General features: G+C 48.4%; 15 protein-coding genes. 5 read left to right on the plus strand and 10 right to left on the minus strand.

All coding sequences use genetic code 11. The annotated features are described in order from the left end of the window. The first annotated feature begins 23 nt into the window (after positions 1–23). Complete coding sequence (locus FTO70_RS03660) at positions 24–557, plus strand: flavodoxin domain-containing protein (protein ID WP_255334351.1); 534 nt, start codon at positions 24–26, stop codon at positions 555–557. A 66-nt stretch (positions 558–623) separates the two neighbouring features. Here FTO70_RS03660 and FTO70_RS03665 read toward each other — a convergent pair whose 3' ends face one another. Continuing rightward, positions 624–1,406 carry an exodeoxyribonuclease III gene (locus tag FTO70_RS03665; protein WP_255334352.1) on the minus strand — a complete coding sequence of 261 codons (783 nt, stop codon included), beginning with the start codon at positions 1,404–1,406 and terminating at the stop codon, positions 624–626. Between the two features lie 336 nt (positions 1,407–1,742). Between FTO70_RS03665 and FTO70_RS03670 the strand changes: the two genes are divergently transcribed. The 3 genes from FTO70_RS03670 (at position 1,743) to FTO70_RS03680 (ending at position 3,987) form a co-directional block, all read left to right on the plus strand. Next, positions 1,743–2,798, plus strand: a complete 1,056-nt coding sequence (locus FTO70_RS03670; protein WP_255334353.1) for a cupin domain-containing protein — start codon at positions 1,743–1,745, stop codon at positions 2,796–2,798. Between the two features lie 75 nt (positions 2,799–2,873). Then, positions 2,874–3,047 carry a hypothetical protein gene (locus FTO70_RS03675; RefSeq protein WP_255334354.1) on the plus strand — a complete coding sequence of 58 codons (174 nt, stop codon included), beginning with the start codon at positions 2,874–2,876 and terminating at the stop codon, positions 3,045–3,047. After that, positions 3,025–3,987: a mechanosensitive ion channel family protein gene (locus tag FTO70_RS03680; protein WP_255334355.1), complete on the plus strand. Its 963-nt coding sequence runs from the start codon at positions 3,025–3,027 to the stop codon at positions 3,985–3,987. Before FTO70_RS03675 ends, FTO70_RS03680 begins: the two co-directional genes overlap by 23 nt. A gap of 164 nt (positions 3,988–4,151) precedes the next feature. Here the strand turns inward: FTO70_RS03680 and FTO70_RS03685 are convergent, their stop codons facing one another. The 5 genes from FTO70_RS03685 to FTO70_RS03705 all read right to left on the minus strand — a co-directional run bounded on the left by FTO70_RS03685 (position 4,152) and on the right by FTO70_RS03705 (position 12,720). Continuing rightward, positions 4,152–6,422 (minus strand): M4 family metallopeptidase, encoded by a 2,271-nt coding sequence (locus FTO70_RS03685; RefSeq protein WP_255334356.1) that lies wholly within the window; start codon positions 6,420–6,422, stop codon positions 4,152–4,154. Positions 6,423–6,539: 117 nt separating this feature from the next. After that, positions 6,540–6,875 (minus strand): hypothetical protein, encoded by a 336-nt coding sequence (locus tag FTO70_RS03690; protein WP_255334357.1) that lies wholly within the window; start codon positions 6,873–6,875, stop codon positions 6,540–6,542. A 342-nt stretch (positions 6,876–7,217) separates the two neighbouring features. After that, complete coding sequence (locus FTO70_RS03695) at positions 7,218–9,167, minus strand: S8 family serine peptidase (RefSeq protein ID WP_255334358.1); 1,950 nt, start codon at positions 9,165–9,167, stop codon at positions 7,218–7,220. Between the two features lie 286 nt (positions 9,168–9,453). Continuing rightward, positions 9,454–10,449: an endonuclease/exonuclease/phosphatase family protein gene (locus FTO70_RS03700; protein WP_255334359.1), complete on the minus strand. Its 996-nt coding sequence runs from the start codon at positions 10,447–10,449 to the stop codon at positions 9,454–9,456. 90 nt (positions 10,450–10,539) lie between these two features. Further along, positions 10,540–12,720, minus strand: coding sequence for a C25 family cysteine peptidase (locus FTO70_RS03705; protein WP_255334360.1), 2,181 nt, complete (start codon positions 12,718–12,720; stop codon positions 10,540–10,542). A gap of 406 nt (positions 12,721–13,126) precedes the next feature. Between FTO70_RS03705 and FTO70_RS03710 the strand changes: the two genes are divergently transcribed. Continuing rightward, entirely contained in the window at positions 13,127–14,158 is a 1,032-nt protein-coding gene (locus FTO70_RS03710; RefSeq protein ID WP_255334361.1) for a class I SAM-dependent methyltransferase family protein, read from the plus strand. A 99-nt stretch (positions 14,159–14,257) separates the two neighbouring features. Here FTO70_RS03710 and FTO70_RS03715 read toward each other — a convergent pair whose 3' ends face one another. The 4 genes from FTO70_RS03715 to FTO70_RS03730 all read right to left on the minus strand — a co-directional run bounded on the left by FTO70_RS03715 (position 14,258) and on the right by FTO70_RS03730 (position 17,087). After that, positions 14,258–14,914, minus strand: coding sequence for a hypothetical protein (locus tag FTO70_RS03715; protein WP_255334362.1), 657 nt, complete (start codon positions 14,912–14,914; stop codon positions 14,258–14,260). 169 nt (positions 14,915–15,083) lie between these two features. Beyond that, positions 15,084–15,719, minus strand: coding sequence for a hypothetical protein (locus tag FTO70_RS03720; RefSeq protein ID WP_255334363.1), 636 nt, complete (start codon positions 15,717–15,719; stop codon positions 15,084–15,086). A gap of 228 nt (positions 15,720–15,947) precedes the next feature. Continuing rightward, positions 15,948–16,457 carry a DUF6141 family protein gene (locus tag FTO70_RS03725; protein WP_255334364.1) on the minus strand — a complete coding sequence of 170 codons (510 nt, stop codon included), beginning with the start codon at positions 16,455–16,457 and terminating at the stop codon, positions 15,948–15,950. A gap of 216 nt (positions 16,458–16,673) precedes the next feature. Continuing rightward, positions 16,674–17,087, minus strand: a complete 414-nt coding sequence (locus FTO70_RS03730) for a DUF6141 family protein (protein ID WP_255334565.1) — start codon at positions 17,085–17,087, stop codon at positions 16,674–16,676. Positions 17,088–17,217: the final 130 nt, after the last annotated feature.

A 17,217-nucleotide genomic window follows, 5' to 3' on the forward strand; every position in this document is an offset into this window, starting at 1 on the left:
ATTTAATTGGGGGATTGATCCGGATGCAAATCAAAGTTCTTGTGGCTTATGCTTCCAGGTATGGTTCAACGCAGGAAGTGGCTGAAGCAATCGCGATAACTTTGCGTGAAAATGGCCTTGTGGTAGATCTTGAGCCCATGCGAGAAGTAAAGGTCCTTGAAGGATACACCGCGGTCGTGATGGGTGCTCCACTCTACATGCTTCACTGGCACAAGGACGCGCGCGGTTTTCTGTCTCGGCACCGTGAAGCCCTCAGGGATCGGCCAGTGGCTATTTTTGCTCTCGGCCCGTTTCATGATGAGGAAGAGGATTGGAAGGAAGCGCGCGAACAGCTCGATGAAGAGCTTGCGAAGTTCCCGTGGCTTACGCCCATCGCTATTGAAATATTTGGCGGCAAGTTCGACCCTGCAAAGCTACGCTTCCCTGACAACTTAATTGCCATTCTGCCGGCAAGCCCTTTACGCAAGATGCCAGCAAGCGACATCCGAGATTGGACGGCGATCCGTGCCTGGGCGAACGACCTGGCCATGCAGCTTCAGCCTGCTTTGCCACAATAATTCACATATTCGCATCCTGGCAGGGAGCAAGCTATGAAACTTGAATCCACTTATCGTTCCCTTAAGTCAAGCAGGAAACTCAAGTTCCAGCCCAACCGGGCAGTGATCTGACCCCATTACCTCAGAAAGTATCGATGCGGATTTAACATTCTCTTTCAGATTTTCGCTCACGAAAAAGTAATCAAGCCGCCATCCCACATTTCTTTCCCTCGCCCGGGTCCGCACGGACCACCAGGAATAGTTTTCGCCATTCTGGTTAAACATGCGGAAAGTATCAAGGTAGCCGGCGGCCAGGAACTTGTCCATCCAGGCCCGCTCTTCGGGGAGGAAGCCCGAGGTGGTTTCGTTTTCTTTTGGCCTTGCCAGATCGATTTCTTTGTGGGCGGTGTTTACGTCTCCGCAGATGACGAGTTTTTTGCCTTCGGCTTTCAGGGCGTTTGCGTAGTCCAGGAAGGCTTCGTAAAAGGCCATCTTGTAGTCCAGGCGTTCCCGGGAGGCTTTGCCGTTCGGGAAGTAGATGTTCATGAGGGTAAAGTCCTCGTAGTCAACCCTGATAAAGCGGCCTTCACTATCAAAGTCCTCGATCCCCATACCGGTCTCGATATTCAGGGGCTTTTCTTTGGAAAAGAGGCCGACCCCACTGTAACCCTTCCGCTCGGCGGAGACGAAGTAATTGTGGTAGCCGGGTATGTTCTTGACTTCCCGTGGGAGCTTGTCAGGGGAGGCTTTTGTTTCCTGGATGCAGATAATGTCGAATTTCTGATCCAGCAGGAGCTCCAGGAAGCCTTTTTTCATGGAGGCCCGAAGCCCGTTTACGTTCCAGGAGATGATGTTGTAGTGGCCTGGCATTTTTCTACCTCTTTCTGGGTTTTTTATGTTATGTTGGTTAAAGAAATATTTAGGGTTATTCAGAAGGTGTTATTCTCAGGAAAGAAAAATTTGGAAAAAATTTACTGAAAAAGTTTCCGTAAACATTTTCATGGGAATTTTTCAGTTAACAACTCAAGGGAAAATATTCAGGGAGCACTTGCATAAAATTTAATAGATAAGGGGGACATTATTTTAATAAGTTAAGCAGAAAGAGTTTAAACATTTATAGTGCTTGATAGCTATCTTAACTCTAAATTTTATCTCAGAGTATTTTAGAGTGCACAAAAAGTTAAGTTGACAAAACAGGGAAATTACATGAACTTAATAAAAATAATGTGTGGGATGCTCGCAGTCGCCCTTGTCCTGGGAATTCTTACCAGTGGGAGTCCGGGTCCCGAAAGTCTGGACGATCCGACATCCGGTTCGGAAGAACCTGCAATTGAAGCTGGGAAAGCTGCTCCGGAAGGGGTGGGAACAGCTCTGGCTGCAGCTGAATCCGTCGAAGAAATGCCTGTAGCAGAAGATAATGCTGTGCAGGCTAGTGCTGTACAGGAGCCCGGCCTGCCCGAACCCCCTTACATTGAGGGGGAAAGTGAGCTGGCAACTAAACAGCAGGACATCGAAAACAAGGTAAAGGCTACGGCCAGGCTGCTTGAAAGCCAGGGAGAGGAGTTATTTCCGGATTTAAGGGAGGAAGACTCTGCCTGGTTCCACGATGACTTCTACATTTTTGTGTGGAATACCAGCGGGACTCAGGTAGTCTACCCCCCGGACAGCGCCAGTGAAGGCAAGGATATGAAAGGGCTCATGGATGCCGGGGGCAAGCCCATCGGAGAACTCTTCATAGAAACAGCCCTGAGCAAAGAAGGCGAGGGCTGGATAGATTACAGCTGGAAGAAAACTAAGAGCTCCGAGCTTTCCCGCAAGTACACCTTTGTCAAAAGAGCTTCAGTGGAAGGGCGGTCCTACCTTGTAGGAACAAGTTTTTACGCGGACGACTACATAATCTCAAGGAACCTTGACGAATGCGAGTACCTTGACGACCCCGGAAATATCCACGTTACCGAACTCTTACACCCTAAAAACTTCAACCGGGACCTTGGCATTGACTACAGTGTTGCCCATTCCATTATAGAACCGGGAGAACATATCGAGCCCCATTTGATGAAAAACCCGGAGGTCCACTATGTCCTCGAAGGGGAAGGTTTGCTCTACATTGACGACATCCCTGTCGAACTGCGCCCCGACCAGCTCGTGTACATCCCCGCAGGTGCGGTCCAGGCCACATACAACACAGGAAACACGACCCTTGAGTTCCTGGCTATAAACCAGCCGGCATGGTCAGAGAAAAACACAGAGGTCTTTGACTGAAACCTCAAAGATTTCTAAAAAAGATAATAAAGATGCCAGGCTCGCTTTTGTCCTGGCTCTCTAAAAGTCTCCGGCTTGAATAAGGAAATAAAACCCTATGATAGAAAACCCTATGATAGAAAACCCTATGATAGAAAACCCTATGATAGAAAACCCTATGATAGAAAACCCTATGATAGAAAACCCTATAATAGTGGTTTAATACGGAAAGGGCTTATTATTATTTATGGGGGTAATTCGGGGGCTTAATACTCTTATTTTTCTAATCTTGATTTTCCTGGTCGCATATGCCCGGTATTTCACCGATTTTTTTATTGAAAGCCAGGTGCTGCTTGATGCTCTTTTGAACTCTCTCATCGTGATCCTGCTGGCGTATACGGCAAACAGCCTTGCCGGGGACTTCATCCGGAGGAAAGTCTCGGATACCAAAGACCGCTACACCTTCAGAAAAACCGTATCCACCCTCCTGAGCCTCTTTGCTTTTGCCGCCCTCTTTGCTATCTGGTTTGAGGAGACGGCTACCCTGGTTATCGCCTACGGGATTTTAAGTGCAGGTGTTGCAATAGCGCTTCAGGACCTGCTTAAAAGTGTGGCCGGAGGGATCATCATTTTCGTGTCCAGGCCTTTTAAGGCAGGGGACAGGATCCAGGTGGGGGACTGCATCGGAGACGTGCTTGACATTGGGAACTTCAGCACCAAACTCATGGAAATCAGGGAATGGGTGGACGCGGACCAGTACACGGGAAGGATCATCCAGCTCCCGAACAGCTTTGTTTTGAGTGAAAATATAAAAAATTATACCAGGGATTTTTCCTTTATCTGGGACGAAATCAAGATCATGCTGATCTACGGCAGCAACTGGAAAAAAGCCGAAGAAATAGCCCTCAAAATCTCAGGGCCCGTTATCGGGGAATTCGAAGCCCTGGCAAGAAAGGAACTCCAGCGCATGGGGGAGAAATATTTCATCACCACATACGATGTGCAGACGAAACTCTACACGAAAATAGAAGAGAACTGGATCGAAATGCGGCTCAGGTACGTGGTCGAGCCCAGGAAAAGGAGGGCAGTCAGCCACCTCCTTATCTCTAACCTGCTGCAGGCTTTTGAACAGGAAGAAGACATAATGGTGGGGACCGCATCAAGCATCGATATTCTGGACAGCTCGCATATAACCGTCGAACGGAAATGATCTTTCATTCGTCAACGATCCATCATTTGTAAATGATCTGTTGTTGGTAAATGATCTGTTGTTGGTAAATGATCTGTTGTTGGTAAAATCTGTTGTTGGTAAATGATCTGTTGTTGGTAAATGATCTGTTGTTGGTAAATGATCTGTTGTTGGTAAATGGTCTGTTATTCGTAAATGATACACAGCCCCCAGCTGTCCAGGGTTCCAACATCCCTCTTTGCCAGGTCCATGACTTTCAGGGTCCAGATCCCTTTCATCTCTTTGCTCACAGCCAGCTGGAGTTCCTCTTCGAATTTTGTGCTGCACACCTTCTTAATTTCCTTTCTGCTGTAACCTGTCCTGCTGTGCAGGGCCAGTTTCTCCCCGGACGGCATTACCAGGAGCACTCGCAGGTCTCCTATCCAGGGGTGGGTGATTTCAAGGGAGATGTCCAGGTTTACGATTTTACCCGGCAGTTCGATTTCTATGTGGCTTTCGATGCCTTTTGGGTCATTGTCCGGGATTTGGACGAAGGGGAATATTTCCCGTTTGAGAACCTTCTTTTCAGCCTTCTGTACCAGGAACTTGAGCCCCCAGCTGAGCAGGGATCCTGTGTGTTCTTTTGCATGGTCCGCAACCACGAGGCTCCATTCCCCATGGACCCTCTCGCCTATGGAGGCCCTGAGTTTCGGGACCGAACCCAGGTTGTATGTCCTGGAAATATTTTTGCCCGGGCCCTTTTTCCGGTCATGGAGGATGACGCTTTCCCCCGTGGGTGTTAAAAGAGCGACCCTGAGGTCCCGTATATAGGGATGCTCGATATTGACACTCACCCTGATGTCCTTTACCAGCCCGTCTTCCGAAACCTTAATCGAACTCCGGACCCCTGCAGGGTAGAGGTCGGGAATGGGGATTTTTGGGGAAACTTCTTCTTTAACTATAAGCAGGTCTCCGGTGGGCTGTCCGAGCCCGACAGCAGCCCAGGCGTTCTTGATTGCAGCGTATTCGGGTCCTTCTTCCCCGTACAGCTGCCTGCAGGCGTTCAGGAGGGCGTAGCGGGCTTCTTTAAAGGTCCACCTGCTCAGGGTCGCACTGCAGAGGTAAGCGGTCAGGGCGAGGTAGTAAATCTTTTCTGCTTTTTTCCTATAGATCCCCTCGACCTCTATCCCGTAGTGCACCCCTCCTGCAATGGTCAGGTAGGCAGCCTTGTTCGGGATTCCGCTGTTGTGGTGGATATATCCGCTTTCATTTTTTTGGATGTCCGGGATTTCCCCGGCGGCAAGGCGCATGAAATTGTCCATGTGGTCAGGCTGCCCGTATTTCGGGGGGTCGGAAAGGGCCCTGAGGGCGTCTCCCGCATGGTGGGGGGTGTAGACTCCTTCTCCGATTTGCCAGTTCGTTATTTCCTCCCTGTTTGAGATCAGGACTGCAAAAACGTCTGCAAAGGACTCGTCCAGGGCTCCGGCTTCCTCACTGTATACAAATTTTGCAGTATGGGCAGCAATGGCATGGGTCAGCTCATGGGCCACAATATCAAGGGCAAAAGCGAGAGGGCTCCAACGGTACCCGTCCCCGTCCCCGAAAACGAGCTGTTTGTGGAAGTCGCTCCAGAAAGAGTTGTTGTAATCCCGCATGAAATGGACTGTGGAGACCAGAGGGGCTCCCCGGTTGTCGTAGCTGTCCCTCCCGAAATTGTCTTTGTAATACCTGTACACTGCAGCCATGTTCTCATGGGCTGCCCTGGCAACCTCGTCCGGGACCGTCTGGTCATTTTCAAGCAGCAGTTCCCCGGGCAGGTTTTCCTCGTTGTGTGCGCTGTATGTCTTTCTACAGAGTGCACCCCTTATCTGGGAAAATTTGTAAAGAATCTCCCCGGTATGGGCATCAATGAAATGGAACTTTCCTGCAAACCCCACGGCAAAGATGGATTCAACCTGCCAGACCAGGCGGACCCGTTCCTCCCTGTCCCTGAAAAACATCAGCCTGGATGCAGGAAACGTCACAGCATGGCCGGGGCCAATATCATTTGTGACGATATCAATAGCATCTTCCCTCCGAAGTCCGGGCTCATGGGAAACGGCAAGCTCTGTTATCCGGAAGTCCTTGTACGCTATCACCTCCCCTGCAGGGTTTATGTGGACCTGGACGGAGCCTTCAAAAACAGGAATCCCGTACAAAAACTGGAGATAAATGCCGTGATGAAACCCGCTGAAGTCAGTCTCGGAAACGGACACTTCAAGCCTTTCGGCAAGTCCCTCCTGCATTTCCAGGAGGTCCCGGCTCTCTTCAAGAAAATTTTTCGCGATTTTATCCGGGCTTTCGGATGAGGGGCCTGATAGCCTTCCTTTGATAAATTTAGGAAGTTTCATCCGCTTATCCCAGAATATTTTACAGCCCGGGTCAATTCCCATCAATTTTACTACGGCTTTTGCCTGCTTTTCACTCAGTTCTGCCATGTGTCCCCCGTGTCTTCCGTGTCCTTGCGGACCCCCTTAGCCTTTTGAAACATCTGAATCTTTTGAAACACCTGAATCTTCCGGACCCTATGATCCGGTTTCTCGTGTTTTCTCCCGTCATTCAGGGGGCATGACCTTCGTCAGGATGCCCCAGCAAACCGAAAAAAAGACCAGGATATAGAATATTACAACCGCAAACCTGTCAATGCTCTCCACCCATTGCAAAATGCGCGTCCAGAGCAGGGCAAACAGCACCGCGGACACGTACATAAAAGGAGAAGTCCACCCGAAGAATGAAAAAATGAGGTAAAGCTGTGCAAACGCAAGAAAACCCATCCCCGCAGGAAAACAGGGATACACGGTATACATGCCTGCAAAGTCCGCCCCTGCCGTATAAAATAGATGAGGAACAACCGACACAAAAGCAAAAACAAGAAACTGCCAGCTCTTCACAGTTTTTTTTAAGGATTTGATTTTCCGCCTTCGTACCACAAAACTCCCCCTAGAATTCTAGGGGTTACTCGTATATTTCGCTTACTGTCTCTGAGTGATAATGAGTGACGAAAGCAGAAAACCTTCTCAGATGCAAATAAAACACAGAGTGTTATGAAAACCGAGAAATGGTACAGATAAGGGTCTTAGATTGACTGAAAAAAGGGGAAAAACGGTTCAATTGGGGGGGAGAATTTTTGAAAAAATGATTCTGGAAACTGAAAAAAGTAAATAAAGCAACTAAAAAGTAATTTGCAACAAATGTACAAATCTTTTGTACGAATTTTTTCAAGGACGTTGCTTTTACCTGTAACTGATTGCAAGCCCCCACTTTTTGATAGTGCCGGTGTCCCTTTTAGTCGTATCACTTACCTTTAAGCTCCAGTCTCCTTCACAGGACCTTCCAATGAGGGAGCTAAAAAGCTCCGGGTTTTCATGAAAACTGAAACTCTCAATGATATCTTTCTTGCCCCCACCGGTTTTGTCTGCCAGAATAATTTTATCTCCTAAAGGACTTTCGAGTATAACTCTCAGATCTCCTCTCCAGTTATGTTTAATGTCAAGGTTTACTTCAATGTCCTTGATTGGAGCGGAAACCGGGAACACGATATTGTCTTCCACTTCCCCCAGGTCAGGTATTGGCTTCTGAATGCGGTGTTCCATGTAGAGCACCTGCAGAGGCACAATACTTTCTTTTATATGCGCAAGCGCCCTATGAGCATTGATGCGACCGTGTCCGTACAGGGGGGAGTGACCGTTAACATATCCACCGTTTTCGGTATCAATCCTATCCGCCGTGTCCATCATGATTTGCTTCACTTCAGCCGAAGTGAGTTCATGATTAAGAGAAAGCATGAGAGCGGCAAGTCCGGCTGCCAGCGGTGTGGCACTGGAAGTTCCGCCAAAGGAATAGGTATACTCTTCAAATGGAGAGTAGCCTTTACTTCCAAACCGGTCTGTGGTTAGGATACCCTTCCCTCGGCTAAAAGTGGAGTCATTTGAAGGGGCACAGATGGCTATTTCCGGGCCGTAGTTGCTGTAAAGGGAACGCTGATCCCGGCTGTTGGAGGCTGCCACTGTAATCACGTCCGGATGCAGGGCAAAGCCCTGGCAGGAAATTCGCCCGTCTTTTACCCCATCAAGAGGGCGGTCCTCATTTCCGGCTGCAAAGAGGATAACACAACCTTTGCCGTTTCTCCTGCCTCTGGCTGCAGCCTCATGGATGATGGCATGGACCTTGGTTGCGAGTGGGAAATTCCAGGATTCAGCCCCCCAGCTGCAACTGATCACATCCGCATTGTGGTCGATCGCATACTGGAAAAGATCCACCAGCGACTGGTCGTCAAGCCACATCGATGTCCTGATCGGCATAAAAGCACAGCCTGGAGCCAAACCCACAACACCTATCCCATTTTCTTCGGCAATTGCCACCCCTGCACAGGCAGTCCCGTGATTGTCTATGTCTTCAACTGGCCGTGGGTTCGAATCCTTCTCTCCAAAATCCCAGGGTTCAACTACCTTTCCCTCACCTTTGAAATCCGGGTGATCCAGTTCAAAACCATCGTCCATTATGCAGACCCTGATTTCCCTGGACCCGCGGGTATAGTCCCAGGCTTCTTCAGCTTTCACGTCCGCGCCGGCAACCAGCCTTGATTCATTGCCCCTGTTTTTCAGATGCCACTGTTTTGGATAGAGAGGGTCACCTGGCACATATTTTAAAGAAAGCTTAAAAGCCAGGTCAGGTTCGGCAATTTCTATTTCCTCTCTTTGCTGCAACTTGGCCGCAATTTTCAGGGGATTTTCCTTCGAAGCTTCCGTAAGCCGGACACTATAACCGTTTTTGATGTACCCGAGTTCTTCCAGAACTTTCAGGCCAAATTCATTCAGGATCTCTTCCCTTTTTTCTGGACTGACCCCAGGCTTAAACTGGATGGTAAGCACCCCTGTCGGTATCACATATCCTTCCGGAGTCTCGTCTATGGAATACATGTGGGTTATAACATCGCTTTTCGGGGCTTTTCGAAGTTCATCCATTGTCTCTTCCAGTTTGCCGGGTTCTTTTACGGTAAAAACGTCCATTTTTTCCATGGCAAGAGACTTTAGATGCTTCACTTCCGATTTCGGCCGGCCGCAACAAGCTTCGAGAGCAGCTTCATCCGAAGCTTCTCCTTCTCTCAAGCGCACTGCGAATTTTTCTGGCAACTTTTTGAACTTTACGTCCTTTCCACCTCTTTTTAAAGTAAGCTCTTCCATTGCTGGTCCCCCATTCATTTTATTTTTACACAAGTGGATTTATAATTCACAATTATATGTGATGAATATTATATTAAATAATTGTGAAGATATGTGTAAAACTTGAAAGAGTACATATTTCTCCTGAGACCTCGAAAAACTTCCGGAAGCCGAAAAAACAGTTCAGATGAAAAAAATCTACAGAAGGATTCAGGCATTCAGGATGTTCAGCAAAGGTCACCTCAATAAAAAAGAGAGGGATCTGAAAACCGGAAAAATATTTCAAAGTTTCCTTTGAAGAGATCAATTAACCGATGTCAGGCAGTCCGAATTCCGCAATCACCGGCGCATGGTCTGATTCAGGAAACTTCGTCTCTGTCGCAAAAGCGATCGATTCGTCATGCAGCAACTCATTATGCACTTCGGAACCCTTATAGTGTGACAGCATACTTCTGGAAACCAGCAGATGGTCAAGCATCCTCCCCCTGCCCCGGTGGTAAAGCGAAAACCGGGCTGATTCGGGGATGCTCATCTCACAGGGCAGCATGACGCGCCTTGCCAACCCGCCGTTGCCCGTATTTTCAACCTCCCCCCGGATGGCTTCCACAGGCACCTCGTCGAAGTCCGCATTGAAGTCCCCGCAGACCACGATCCAGGCATCTTCGTCTGTATCAAACAGCTTATCAATCAGCATCCGGGCTTCAAGAGCCTGCCCGACTCTTTTCATGGAGGAGAGGAAAAAGCCCTCTGCCCATCCGGAAGCGGTTTTCCAGGTATACTGATCCAATTTCTGGCCTTTAATGTCAGAAGGCAGCCGGGATTTCAAATGTAGGTTGATAACGTCCAGTACCCTGTCCCCAACACTGATCCTGGCATGAAGGATCGGCCTCTCCCAGGTTATTTTTTTGGCTTTTTGTTCTTCTCCTTCAGTCGTCTCTGCTGTTACTATCCTGTACTGCGGGGCAGGAGCATAATAGTGCCTGTACTGGTGGTGCTCCTGGATCTCGTAGCGGCTCAGGATTACAAGATTGCGCTCATCGCAGACCTGTGACCCGTCCCCGGTCATGGTGGAGACCCTGTGGAAACCTGCATATGGGGTGTCCCGAAGAAAGGCGTCCAGAGCCAGAAGGCGGCGAGGGTGCCCTGCCTCTTCCTGTCCATTGACCTCCTGAAGACAGAGGATGTCGGCATTGAGCCGGAGCAGTTGCGGGCGAATCACGGCGATGCGCTCTTCGAGTGTCGGCTTCTGGCCGGGCTTATCGTCAAGGTTTTCCAGGTTAAAGGTTGCTATGCGTAGTTTCAACGTGTTGCCTCCTGAAGCTAAGCTACCTTTTTGTATTGTGGAACAGGCCCAGGATTTTACTTCTCCTTTTCATTATACCCCAAAGCGCAATTAAGTAATCTTTTGAGCAGTCCATCCAAATGGGTGGTTAGACCACCAAGTTAATCCCGATATCCGCAACGGAACCCAGGTATGGACATAGCCGACAAACTTCTGGACGTTGGTGGTTGAGAACGCAATGTTGATCTCGATTTTGTGATCGCTGCGCTTCGATCCTGCGCCTAACTGGTTGGGGTCGAAGCCGCCCAGAGTTCCCGAAAATGTATAGTTCTTGTTACCGCTAGACACATAGGTCCCTGAGATGTTCCACACCGGCGCCGCATACCCATGTGATGTCTCTACGCGGTAGTTCCAGATTCGGGTGACCTTTAAAGTACCTCTCCAACCATCATGGTCCATCGCCCAGTCACCTCTCAGCCACTCCGCGTTGCTCGCAACGTCTGCGGTTGGGTCTCCAAACAGGTTGTACATGACGGTGTTGTCCAGGTGAGCACTTGATGTGCCATGGTTTTGCACCATTTTGGTCTTAGCATACCGGATAATGGAAGCTGGACTTTGGCACTTCCCGGTCATGACAGCATCAAACATATACTTGGCGAAGTCGTTGTTGGGGTATGTCCACGAATTTCGTGATGATGCAAACACAGCGACGGCTTTCCGTCTGCGGACAAATGCTTCAGCGATCGTTTCCAAGCTGTTGTCGTCTACCCAACCGTTCTGGCAACACACATTAAGGACAAAAGGAGGGTGCGAAGAGTTGGTAAGGCCGGAGACATCGGTGCTGTTGAGTCCGTTGCTTGAAGACCAAGCTGTCTTAGAACCATGACCGCGATAGAGGGCTATCAGGACACCGTCGTTCATCGTCTTCACAACATCGCTCTTCGACGTGTCTTTCGCATATCGCCTGATGGCAGAGAAGCGATTATTGATTCTGCCGTAGATTTCGTCACAGGTGTTTTCGTATGTTGAGGACTGATACGCGCACAACATTACGCGGTTCTGCCAGCCACCCCAATCGCCCCCCCTGTAGTTTCCGTAGCGAGAGAGTTGCTCACAGACGCTCTTAAGTTGGGCGGCATCGGAAGTTGGGATGCGAGATACCGTCAGTTCAGGTACGAGGTCTCCTGAAATATCAGCGTAATAATGATCGGAAGCGTATGTATTTCCACCTCGATCATAAATGTGCATGGGGATTACGTCGCTGTCACCAGCCAGCACAACAAAACGAGGGGGAACACGCCAGTTGTTAGTTGCCCACGTAATGAAGGCCTTAATCGACTCTTTCAGGCTGGTGCTCGGAAATTCAGTCCGTATGTCGTCGGTCAGTGCCACCCTCGCATAGTATGGCCATCCCGTCTTTGCTGTAAGTAGCGGTCCGACTGCAGTTTCGAGCGCCCGAGTTGTGACGATCACGTACTCTGCAATGAGATTGGACACTTTCAGTTTGGGACGGAGGAGTGTCGCAGCGCCTGCAACGGTGGTGACGAGTGGGGTTACGGCTGTTGTCGCTACAGCTATATCCCCAGTGTCAGAAACCCCTTCTTCGACTTCCTCAAGCAGGGAGACACCCTGGCGGCTCAGGGGTGAAGGCTCCTCATCTGCCTCCAGCTCTTCGACAAACTCTCGATCCAGTCCCTCCAAGTCCTCAACTTTTGAGGAATAGTCCGTCTGGTCTTCCAGTAGATCCAATCCCAGTATCAGGTCGGCCTCCGGCATTTCACGCGGCTTGCGACCGGGATGACGGTCGGTAGCAGGAGGGGTGTGGTACGACACTTCAAGGACCAGCGATTTAATGAGCTCCATTTTCCCTGACAAGGGCCGGTACTGGCCTAGATATACGAGTATGTGAGCCACCTTCAAGCCAGCTATGGTCTTGAGGCCCAGAAAGTCAAAGTCGCGTCCGGGATATGGGTCATCCGATCCGTAGATGGCCGGGTCGGGCTCATAGACCTCCCGGAACTCTTCTTCAATGAATTGCTTGGGAGCAGGTGCGATTCGGATCTCGTGGTCGACGGTGACGGAGGACTTGTCGGCCACAGAAATCTCTACATCTTCCGCGTCCATCGGGACAGCTACGAAGATGCCGTCCTTTGGTACCGCGGGCGCTCCTTCCGTCTCGATCAGTGTTGTTTCTGGAATTTCAACCCTCTGGAACTCTTTAATGTTACCTTCCCAGGCGCCTGATGTCGTATATCGGACCTTTACGGTTGTACGTTCACCTGCGTCACGCATGCCACGCGTGACAAGATGTTTGGAAGACTTGGTAACCTCAATTTTTGGGGCTTCATTAGCTTCTGATATGTCTAGAAATCCAATCCATTTCTTTTCACTCGTGATTATACCTCCTTATATAATTGTGGATGATTCGAATTTTAAGCTCTGTTAGGAAGAACATTTCTTTGCTTAAAAGAACAAAAAATCTGGAATTTCAGCCTAAAATCTAGAGTTACCACTGACTGCGGAAATTGTCATTGCCCCCCTTGCTCACTCCCGAATATATCCTTAGGCAGAAATATTCTGGATGCTACTCAAATGTATATTCTTACAATTATATATCAATTCTTATGAAAAAAAAGGTTCAAGAAAATGTTTCACGAACAAAAAACATTAATCTCATGCAGGATATCCTTCAATTCCAATGTACAGAGCAATCCGGGTTCCTCCTGAAAGAGGGGAAGAAATGAAGGAAAGGGCAAAAGCAGGAAATTTCCTGGACAGTACCCGAAAAATCCGAAAAATCCAAACCGATGGAGGCATTTTTCTCGAAATCCCGCTCACCGAAACTACAGGCGAAAAAGTTGGAGACTTTCCGGTAATCGAACAGGAAAAACCCGAATTACTGGAAAAACCGAAATTTCTCAAAGAATACCTGAAAGGTTCGTTCTCAGAAGCCGAAATGGAACAGCTCCCTTCCGGCTGGCATGTCCTGGGAGACATCATCATCGTCAGTATCCCCGAAACCCTCGATGACAAAAAGGACCTGATAGCCAACGCCCTTCTTACCATGTACCCGAAATGTAAAAGCGTGGTAAGAGATTTAGGAATCGAAGGGCAGTTCCGCCAGCCCAAGCGGGAACTCCTCGTCGGGGCAACAACCGAAACCATCCACAAGGAACACGGCTGCCTCTTCAAGCAGGATGTAACGAAAGTGATGTACTCCAAGGGTAACCTGGATGAGAGAAAGCGAATGAGCAAACTCGGGCAGGGAGAACTCGTTGTGGACATGTTTGCAGGGATCGGGTACTTTTCAATCCCCATGGCTGTCCATGCAAGGCCAAAAAAAATCTTCTCGATAGAAATAAACCCGGAGTCCTTTGCCTACCTCAGGGAAAACATTAGGCTGAACCGCGTTGAGGACATCATCACTCCGGTGTTAGGGGACTGCTCCGAAGTCACTCCCGAAGGGGTAGCTGACCGCGTGCTCATGGGCTATGTGGGAATCACGCATCACTACCTTGAGCCCGGGATAAAAGCGCTTAAAAAGAGCGGGGGGATTTTGCACTACCATGAAACAGTGCCCGAAAACCTCGCCGGAACCAGGCCTGAAGAAAGGGTCAGAAAAGCTGCCGGAACTCTCGGGAAAAAGGTAGAAGTCCTGGGTACCCGGCGGATCAAAAAGTATTCTCCCGGGGTCCTGCATGTGGTTCTGGACGCCAGGATATTTGAGTGAAGGTTCCGGAGATCAAGTGCCCGCTTGACGAAGATTAAGTGCTCTCTTGACGAAGATTAAGTTCTTGCTTATAGTGGTGAAGTGCCTGCATGATAGTGGTTAAGCACCCGCCTGATTGAGATTGAGCTCTAGCTTGCAGTTCTTATCTTTTAAGGGAGCTGGCCCGATATTTCCTATGTTTCCGAGATTTACTTCCATGCTGAGGATCTTTTCGTATACTTTTTTCTTGTGGACTATCGGCCACCATCGGTAGAGGAAAATATCCACAGGTTCCCACATGGCAACCCAGCCGATGATGAGCAGCCCTTCGGAAAAGAGGGAGTTCAGCAGGTTTCCTTCAAAGGAAGAGAGCAGGTGGATCATAAGCAGGCACAAAAAAAGGAAGACTACGGCGATCATAAGGTTCCTCCTTCCCCGCATAAGTAGCCTTTTCAGGTCGATTTCAGTGAGGACTTTTTTATAGGTGAAATGGTTCCTGATCGCTTCTTTAAGGATGTTTGCCGTTTCCTCACTTATTTCGGAAGGAGGAAGATATATCATTATTTCGAGTGGTTGTTTCAGAGGAAACTCATCTACGGAGTTGTAAAGGTATACTTCTGCACTCGCATCCAGATCCTTTTCGTGAAATGGAGCAGGATCAAAAGAGTTAAAGATCTGCATCATGCTGCGAAGTTCAAGTTCGATTACAAGCTTTCCTGCGCGCTCTCTATAGAGAGACTCCGTTCCTTCCTGCGAAAATTCAGTTATCCATACCATTTTTTCGGCCTCTCAAGGAGATCCGCTTGAAAACTTTAGTGTGATCCCTACACGCAGCCGCACTTCCATATAAGGCTTTGCTTTTCTTTTCTAAGTTCAGGGGAGGTTGTTAAAATGAGGATTAAATTGAGTTGATTAAATTGAGTGAATGAAACCTGAATTTTTTTCATTACTCCTTTTTTGAAGGGGTACGATACCTGTAACCCCTTGCCTGGGAAGGAGATCCGGTTCCGATAAATACTTCCATTCCAAGGATTTTGTTGTAAATGTTCCGCTGATGAACTATCGGCCACCAGCCGTAGAGGAAAATGTGTACAGGTTCCCACATGGCAACCCACCCGATGATGAGCAGGCCCTCGGAAATAAGGGTATTTAATAAGTTCTCTTCGAATGTGGAAAGCAGCTGGATCATGAGCAGGCAGAGGAACAGGAAAAAAAGGGCAATGGCCAGGTTCCTCCTTCCCCGATAAAGGAGCCTTCTGAGGTCGATTTCTGCGAGGACCTTTTTGTAGGCAAAATGGTTTTTGATCGCTTTTTTAAGGGCAATTTCTATTTCTTCGCTGACTTCGGAAGGAGGGAGGTATATCATGATTTCAATCGGTTTCTTCAGAGGAAATTCGTCCACAGCGTTGTAAATGTATTCTTCCGCATCCACATCGAGCTCTTTTTCATGGAAGGGGGCCGGGTCAAAAGAGTCGAAGATCTGCATGAGGCTGTTGAGCTCAAGCTCGATCATTACTTTTCCTGCATGTTTCCTGTAGAGGGCTTCAGTCCCCTTCGGGGAAAAACCCGCCTTCCAGGCCATTTTCCTCCAGGCTATTCCAATCCCCCTTCCCCTGATTATTTTTCTAAAAGTTTTTGTTTTGTGTTTTTATCTGCCCTATATTTCAGCTTTCAGGAATTCATTTTTGTTTTTCCCTTTTGCTTTTAGCTTGATGCGCTGTCCTGATGAGTATTAAGCATGCAAAATATAAAAAACAGGGTTTTTTTAGGGGAAAAAAGTCTTATAAAACAGGCTTTCAAGATATTTTTTTCAGCACTGTGCAGAAGCCTGCCTTATTGCCCTGCAGAGTTCTTCGGGTTTCCTGGAACTTATCAGCATTTTTTTCCCTGAGATGAGCTTCAGGATCACAACAGGGTTGACCTTCTGCATGCCAGGTTCCGGAATTTCTTCTTTTATTTCGGCTTCTTTTCCAGTTAAAGGGTCATAGGTCCGGAGCCTGCACTCTTCCACCACATAATATGGGATCTTTTTAAAGGAGAGGTTAAGGGGAATGAAGCGGATGTATATCCCGTCCTTCCGGACCTCGGTAATGTGCTTTGTGCAGTAAAGCATAAAGGGAAAAAAAACTCCGAAGACAAGCCAGAGTAAGGTCAGGTAGAAGTCGGGGATATTCTGGACTCCGTCCGGTTTCCCTATGAATATAAACCGGAGTTCGATGTACCAGAGCAGAATCGCAGGATAGAGGACAAAAGCCCAGAAGAAGCTGCTGCGCAGTTTCTGGACCTCTCGAAAGATTACACCTGATTCCGGCTGTTCCATATATATCCCTTCTGGAAATGTGCTGTTGCTGAAATGTTTCTATCTCTCTTTCTAAAACTGAGTAATTAAACTTTCCGAAAAAAGTTACATATTTATACTTCGTTTATTTTAAAAATTCAAACAATATTTTTAATGCAGGAAAGATACTTAAAAAAGCTTTCGGCACCTCGCGGAAAATTGCATGTAAAAGAAAGCTGCATAGAAAGCTGCATGCAATTAAACGGAGCTTTTCAGTTCCATACCCTGCCGGACAGTCAGTGCAAGTTTTTCAGGGGTCTGGGAGCCGATCATAAGTCTCCGGGTCCTATTTCCTTCAACCAGCTCGAAAAGAACCCCACGGTTTCCACTTGTGTTGTATGCATCTCCTTTTGGCCCGCAGCGTATGCCCCAGCCTCCATAGTCGCGGATAGGGGAATAGGTCAGGGCCTCAAAGTTCCAGATGCTCTCGAAGGGAAAGTTCCGGAAAGAGGAGTGTAAGGGGTAAAACCGAACATAGAGACCATCTTCCCTGACCTCGGTAACAAGCTTAAGGGAATGGAAAAATAGAGGGAAGAGGACTCCAAAACCCACAAACAGAACCAGCATAAGCCATTCCGGAGCCGTTTTGGTCCCGAAGGGTTTGCCGAGTATGAGCTGCTGATAGGCCCCGTATCAGGTAATAATTGCAATGAATAATATGATAGCTCGGACCCATTTCTGTTCCATTTTCTGCACTTCCCTGAAAAGGACGTGAGAGTTTATCGGCTTATCTGCGGTGTCC

The organism is Methanosarcina sp. KYL-1 (assembly GCF_024372725.1).
GTDB lineage: Archaea > Halobacteriota > Methanosarcinia > Methanosarcinales > Methanosarcinaceae > Methanosarcina.

Excerpts from the sequence above, each read along its gene's own strand:
- FTO70_RS03715 (WP_255334362.1), bottom strand. The coding sequence starts at position 14,914 with ATGGTATGGATAACTGAATTTTCGCAGGAAGGAACGGAGTCTCTCTAT.
- FTO70_RS03665 (WP_255334352.1), bottom strand. The coding sequence starts at position 1,406 with ATGCCAGGCCACTACAACATCATCTCCTGGAACGTAAACGGGCTTCGG.
- FTO70_RS03660 (WP_255334351.1), top strand. The coding sequence starts at position 24 with ATGCAAATCAAAGTTCTTGTGGCTTATGCTTCCAGGTATGGTTCAACG.
- FTO70_RS03705 (WP_255334360.1), bottom strand. The coding sequence starts at position 12,720 with ATGCGTGACGCAGGTGAACGTACAACCGTAAAGGTCCGATATACGACA.
- FTO70_RS03695 (WP_255334358.1), bottom strand. The coding sequence starts at position 9,167 with ATGGAAGAGCTTACTTTAAAAAGAGGTGGAAAGGACGTAAAGTTCAAA.
- FTO70_RS03710 (WP_255334361.1), top strand. The coding sequence starts at position 13,127 with ATGTACAGAGCAATCCGGGTTCCTCCTGAAAGAGGGGAAGAAATGAAG.
- FTO70_RS03685 (WP_255334356.1), bottom strand. The coding sequence starts at position 6,422 with ATGGCAGAACTGAGTGAAAAGCAGGCAAAAGCCGTAGTAAAATTGATG.
- FTO70_RS03720 (WP_255334363.1), bottom strand. The coding sequence starts at position 15,719 with ATGGCCTGGAAGGCGGGTTTTTCCCCGAAGGGGACTGAAGCCCTCTAC.
- FTO70_RS03670 (WP_255334353.1), top strand. The coding sequence starts at position 1,743 with ATGAACTTAATAAAAATAATGTGTGGGATGCTCGCAGTCGCCCTTGTC.
- FTO70_RS03725 (WP_255334364.1), bottom strand. The coding sequence starts at position 16,457 with ATGGAACAGCCGGAATCAGGTGTAATCTTTCGAGAGGTCCAGAAACTG.
- FTO70_RS03680 (WP_255334355.1), top strand. The coding sequence starts at position 3,025 with ATGGGGGTAATTCGGGGGCTTAATACTCTTATTTTTCTAATCTTGATT.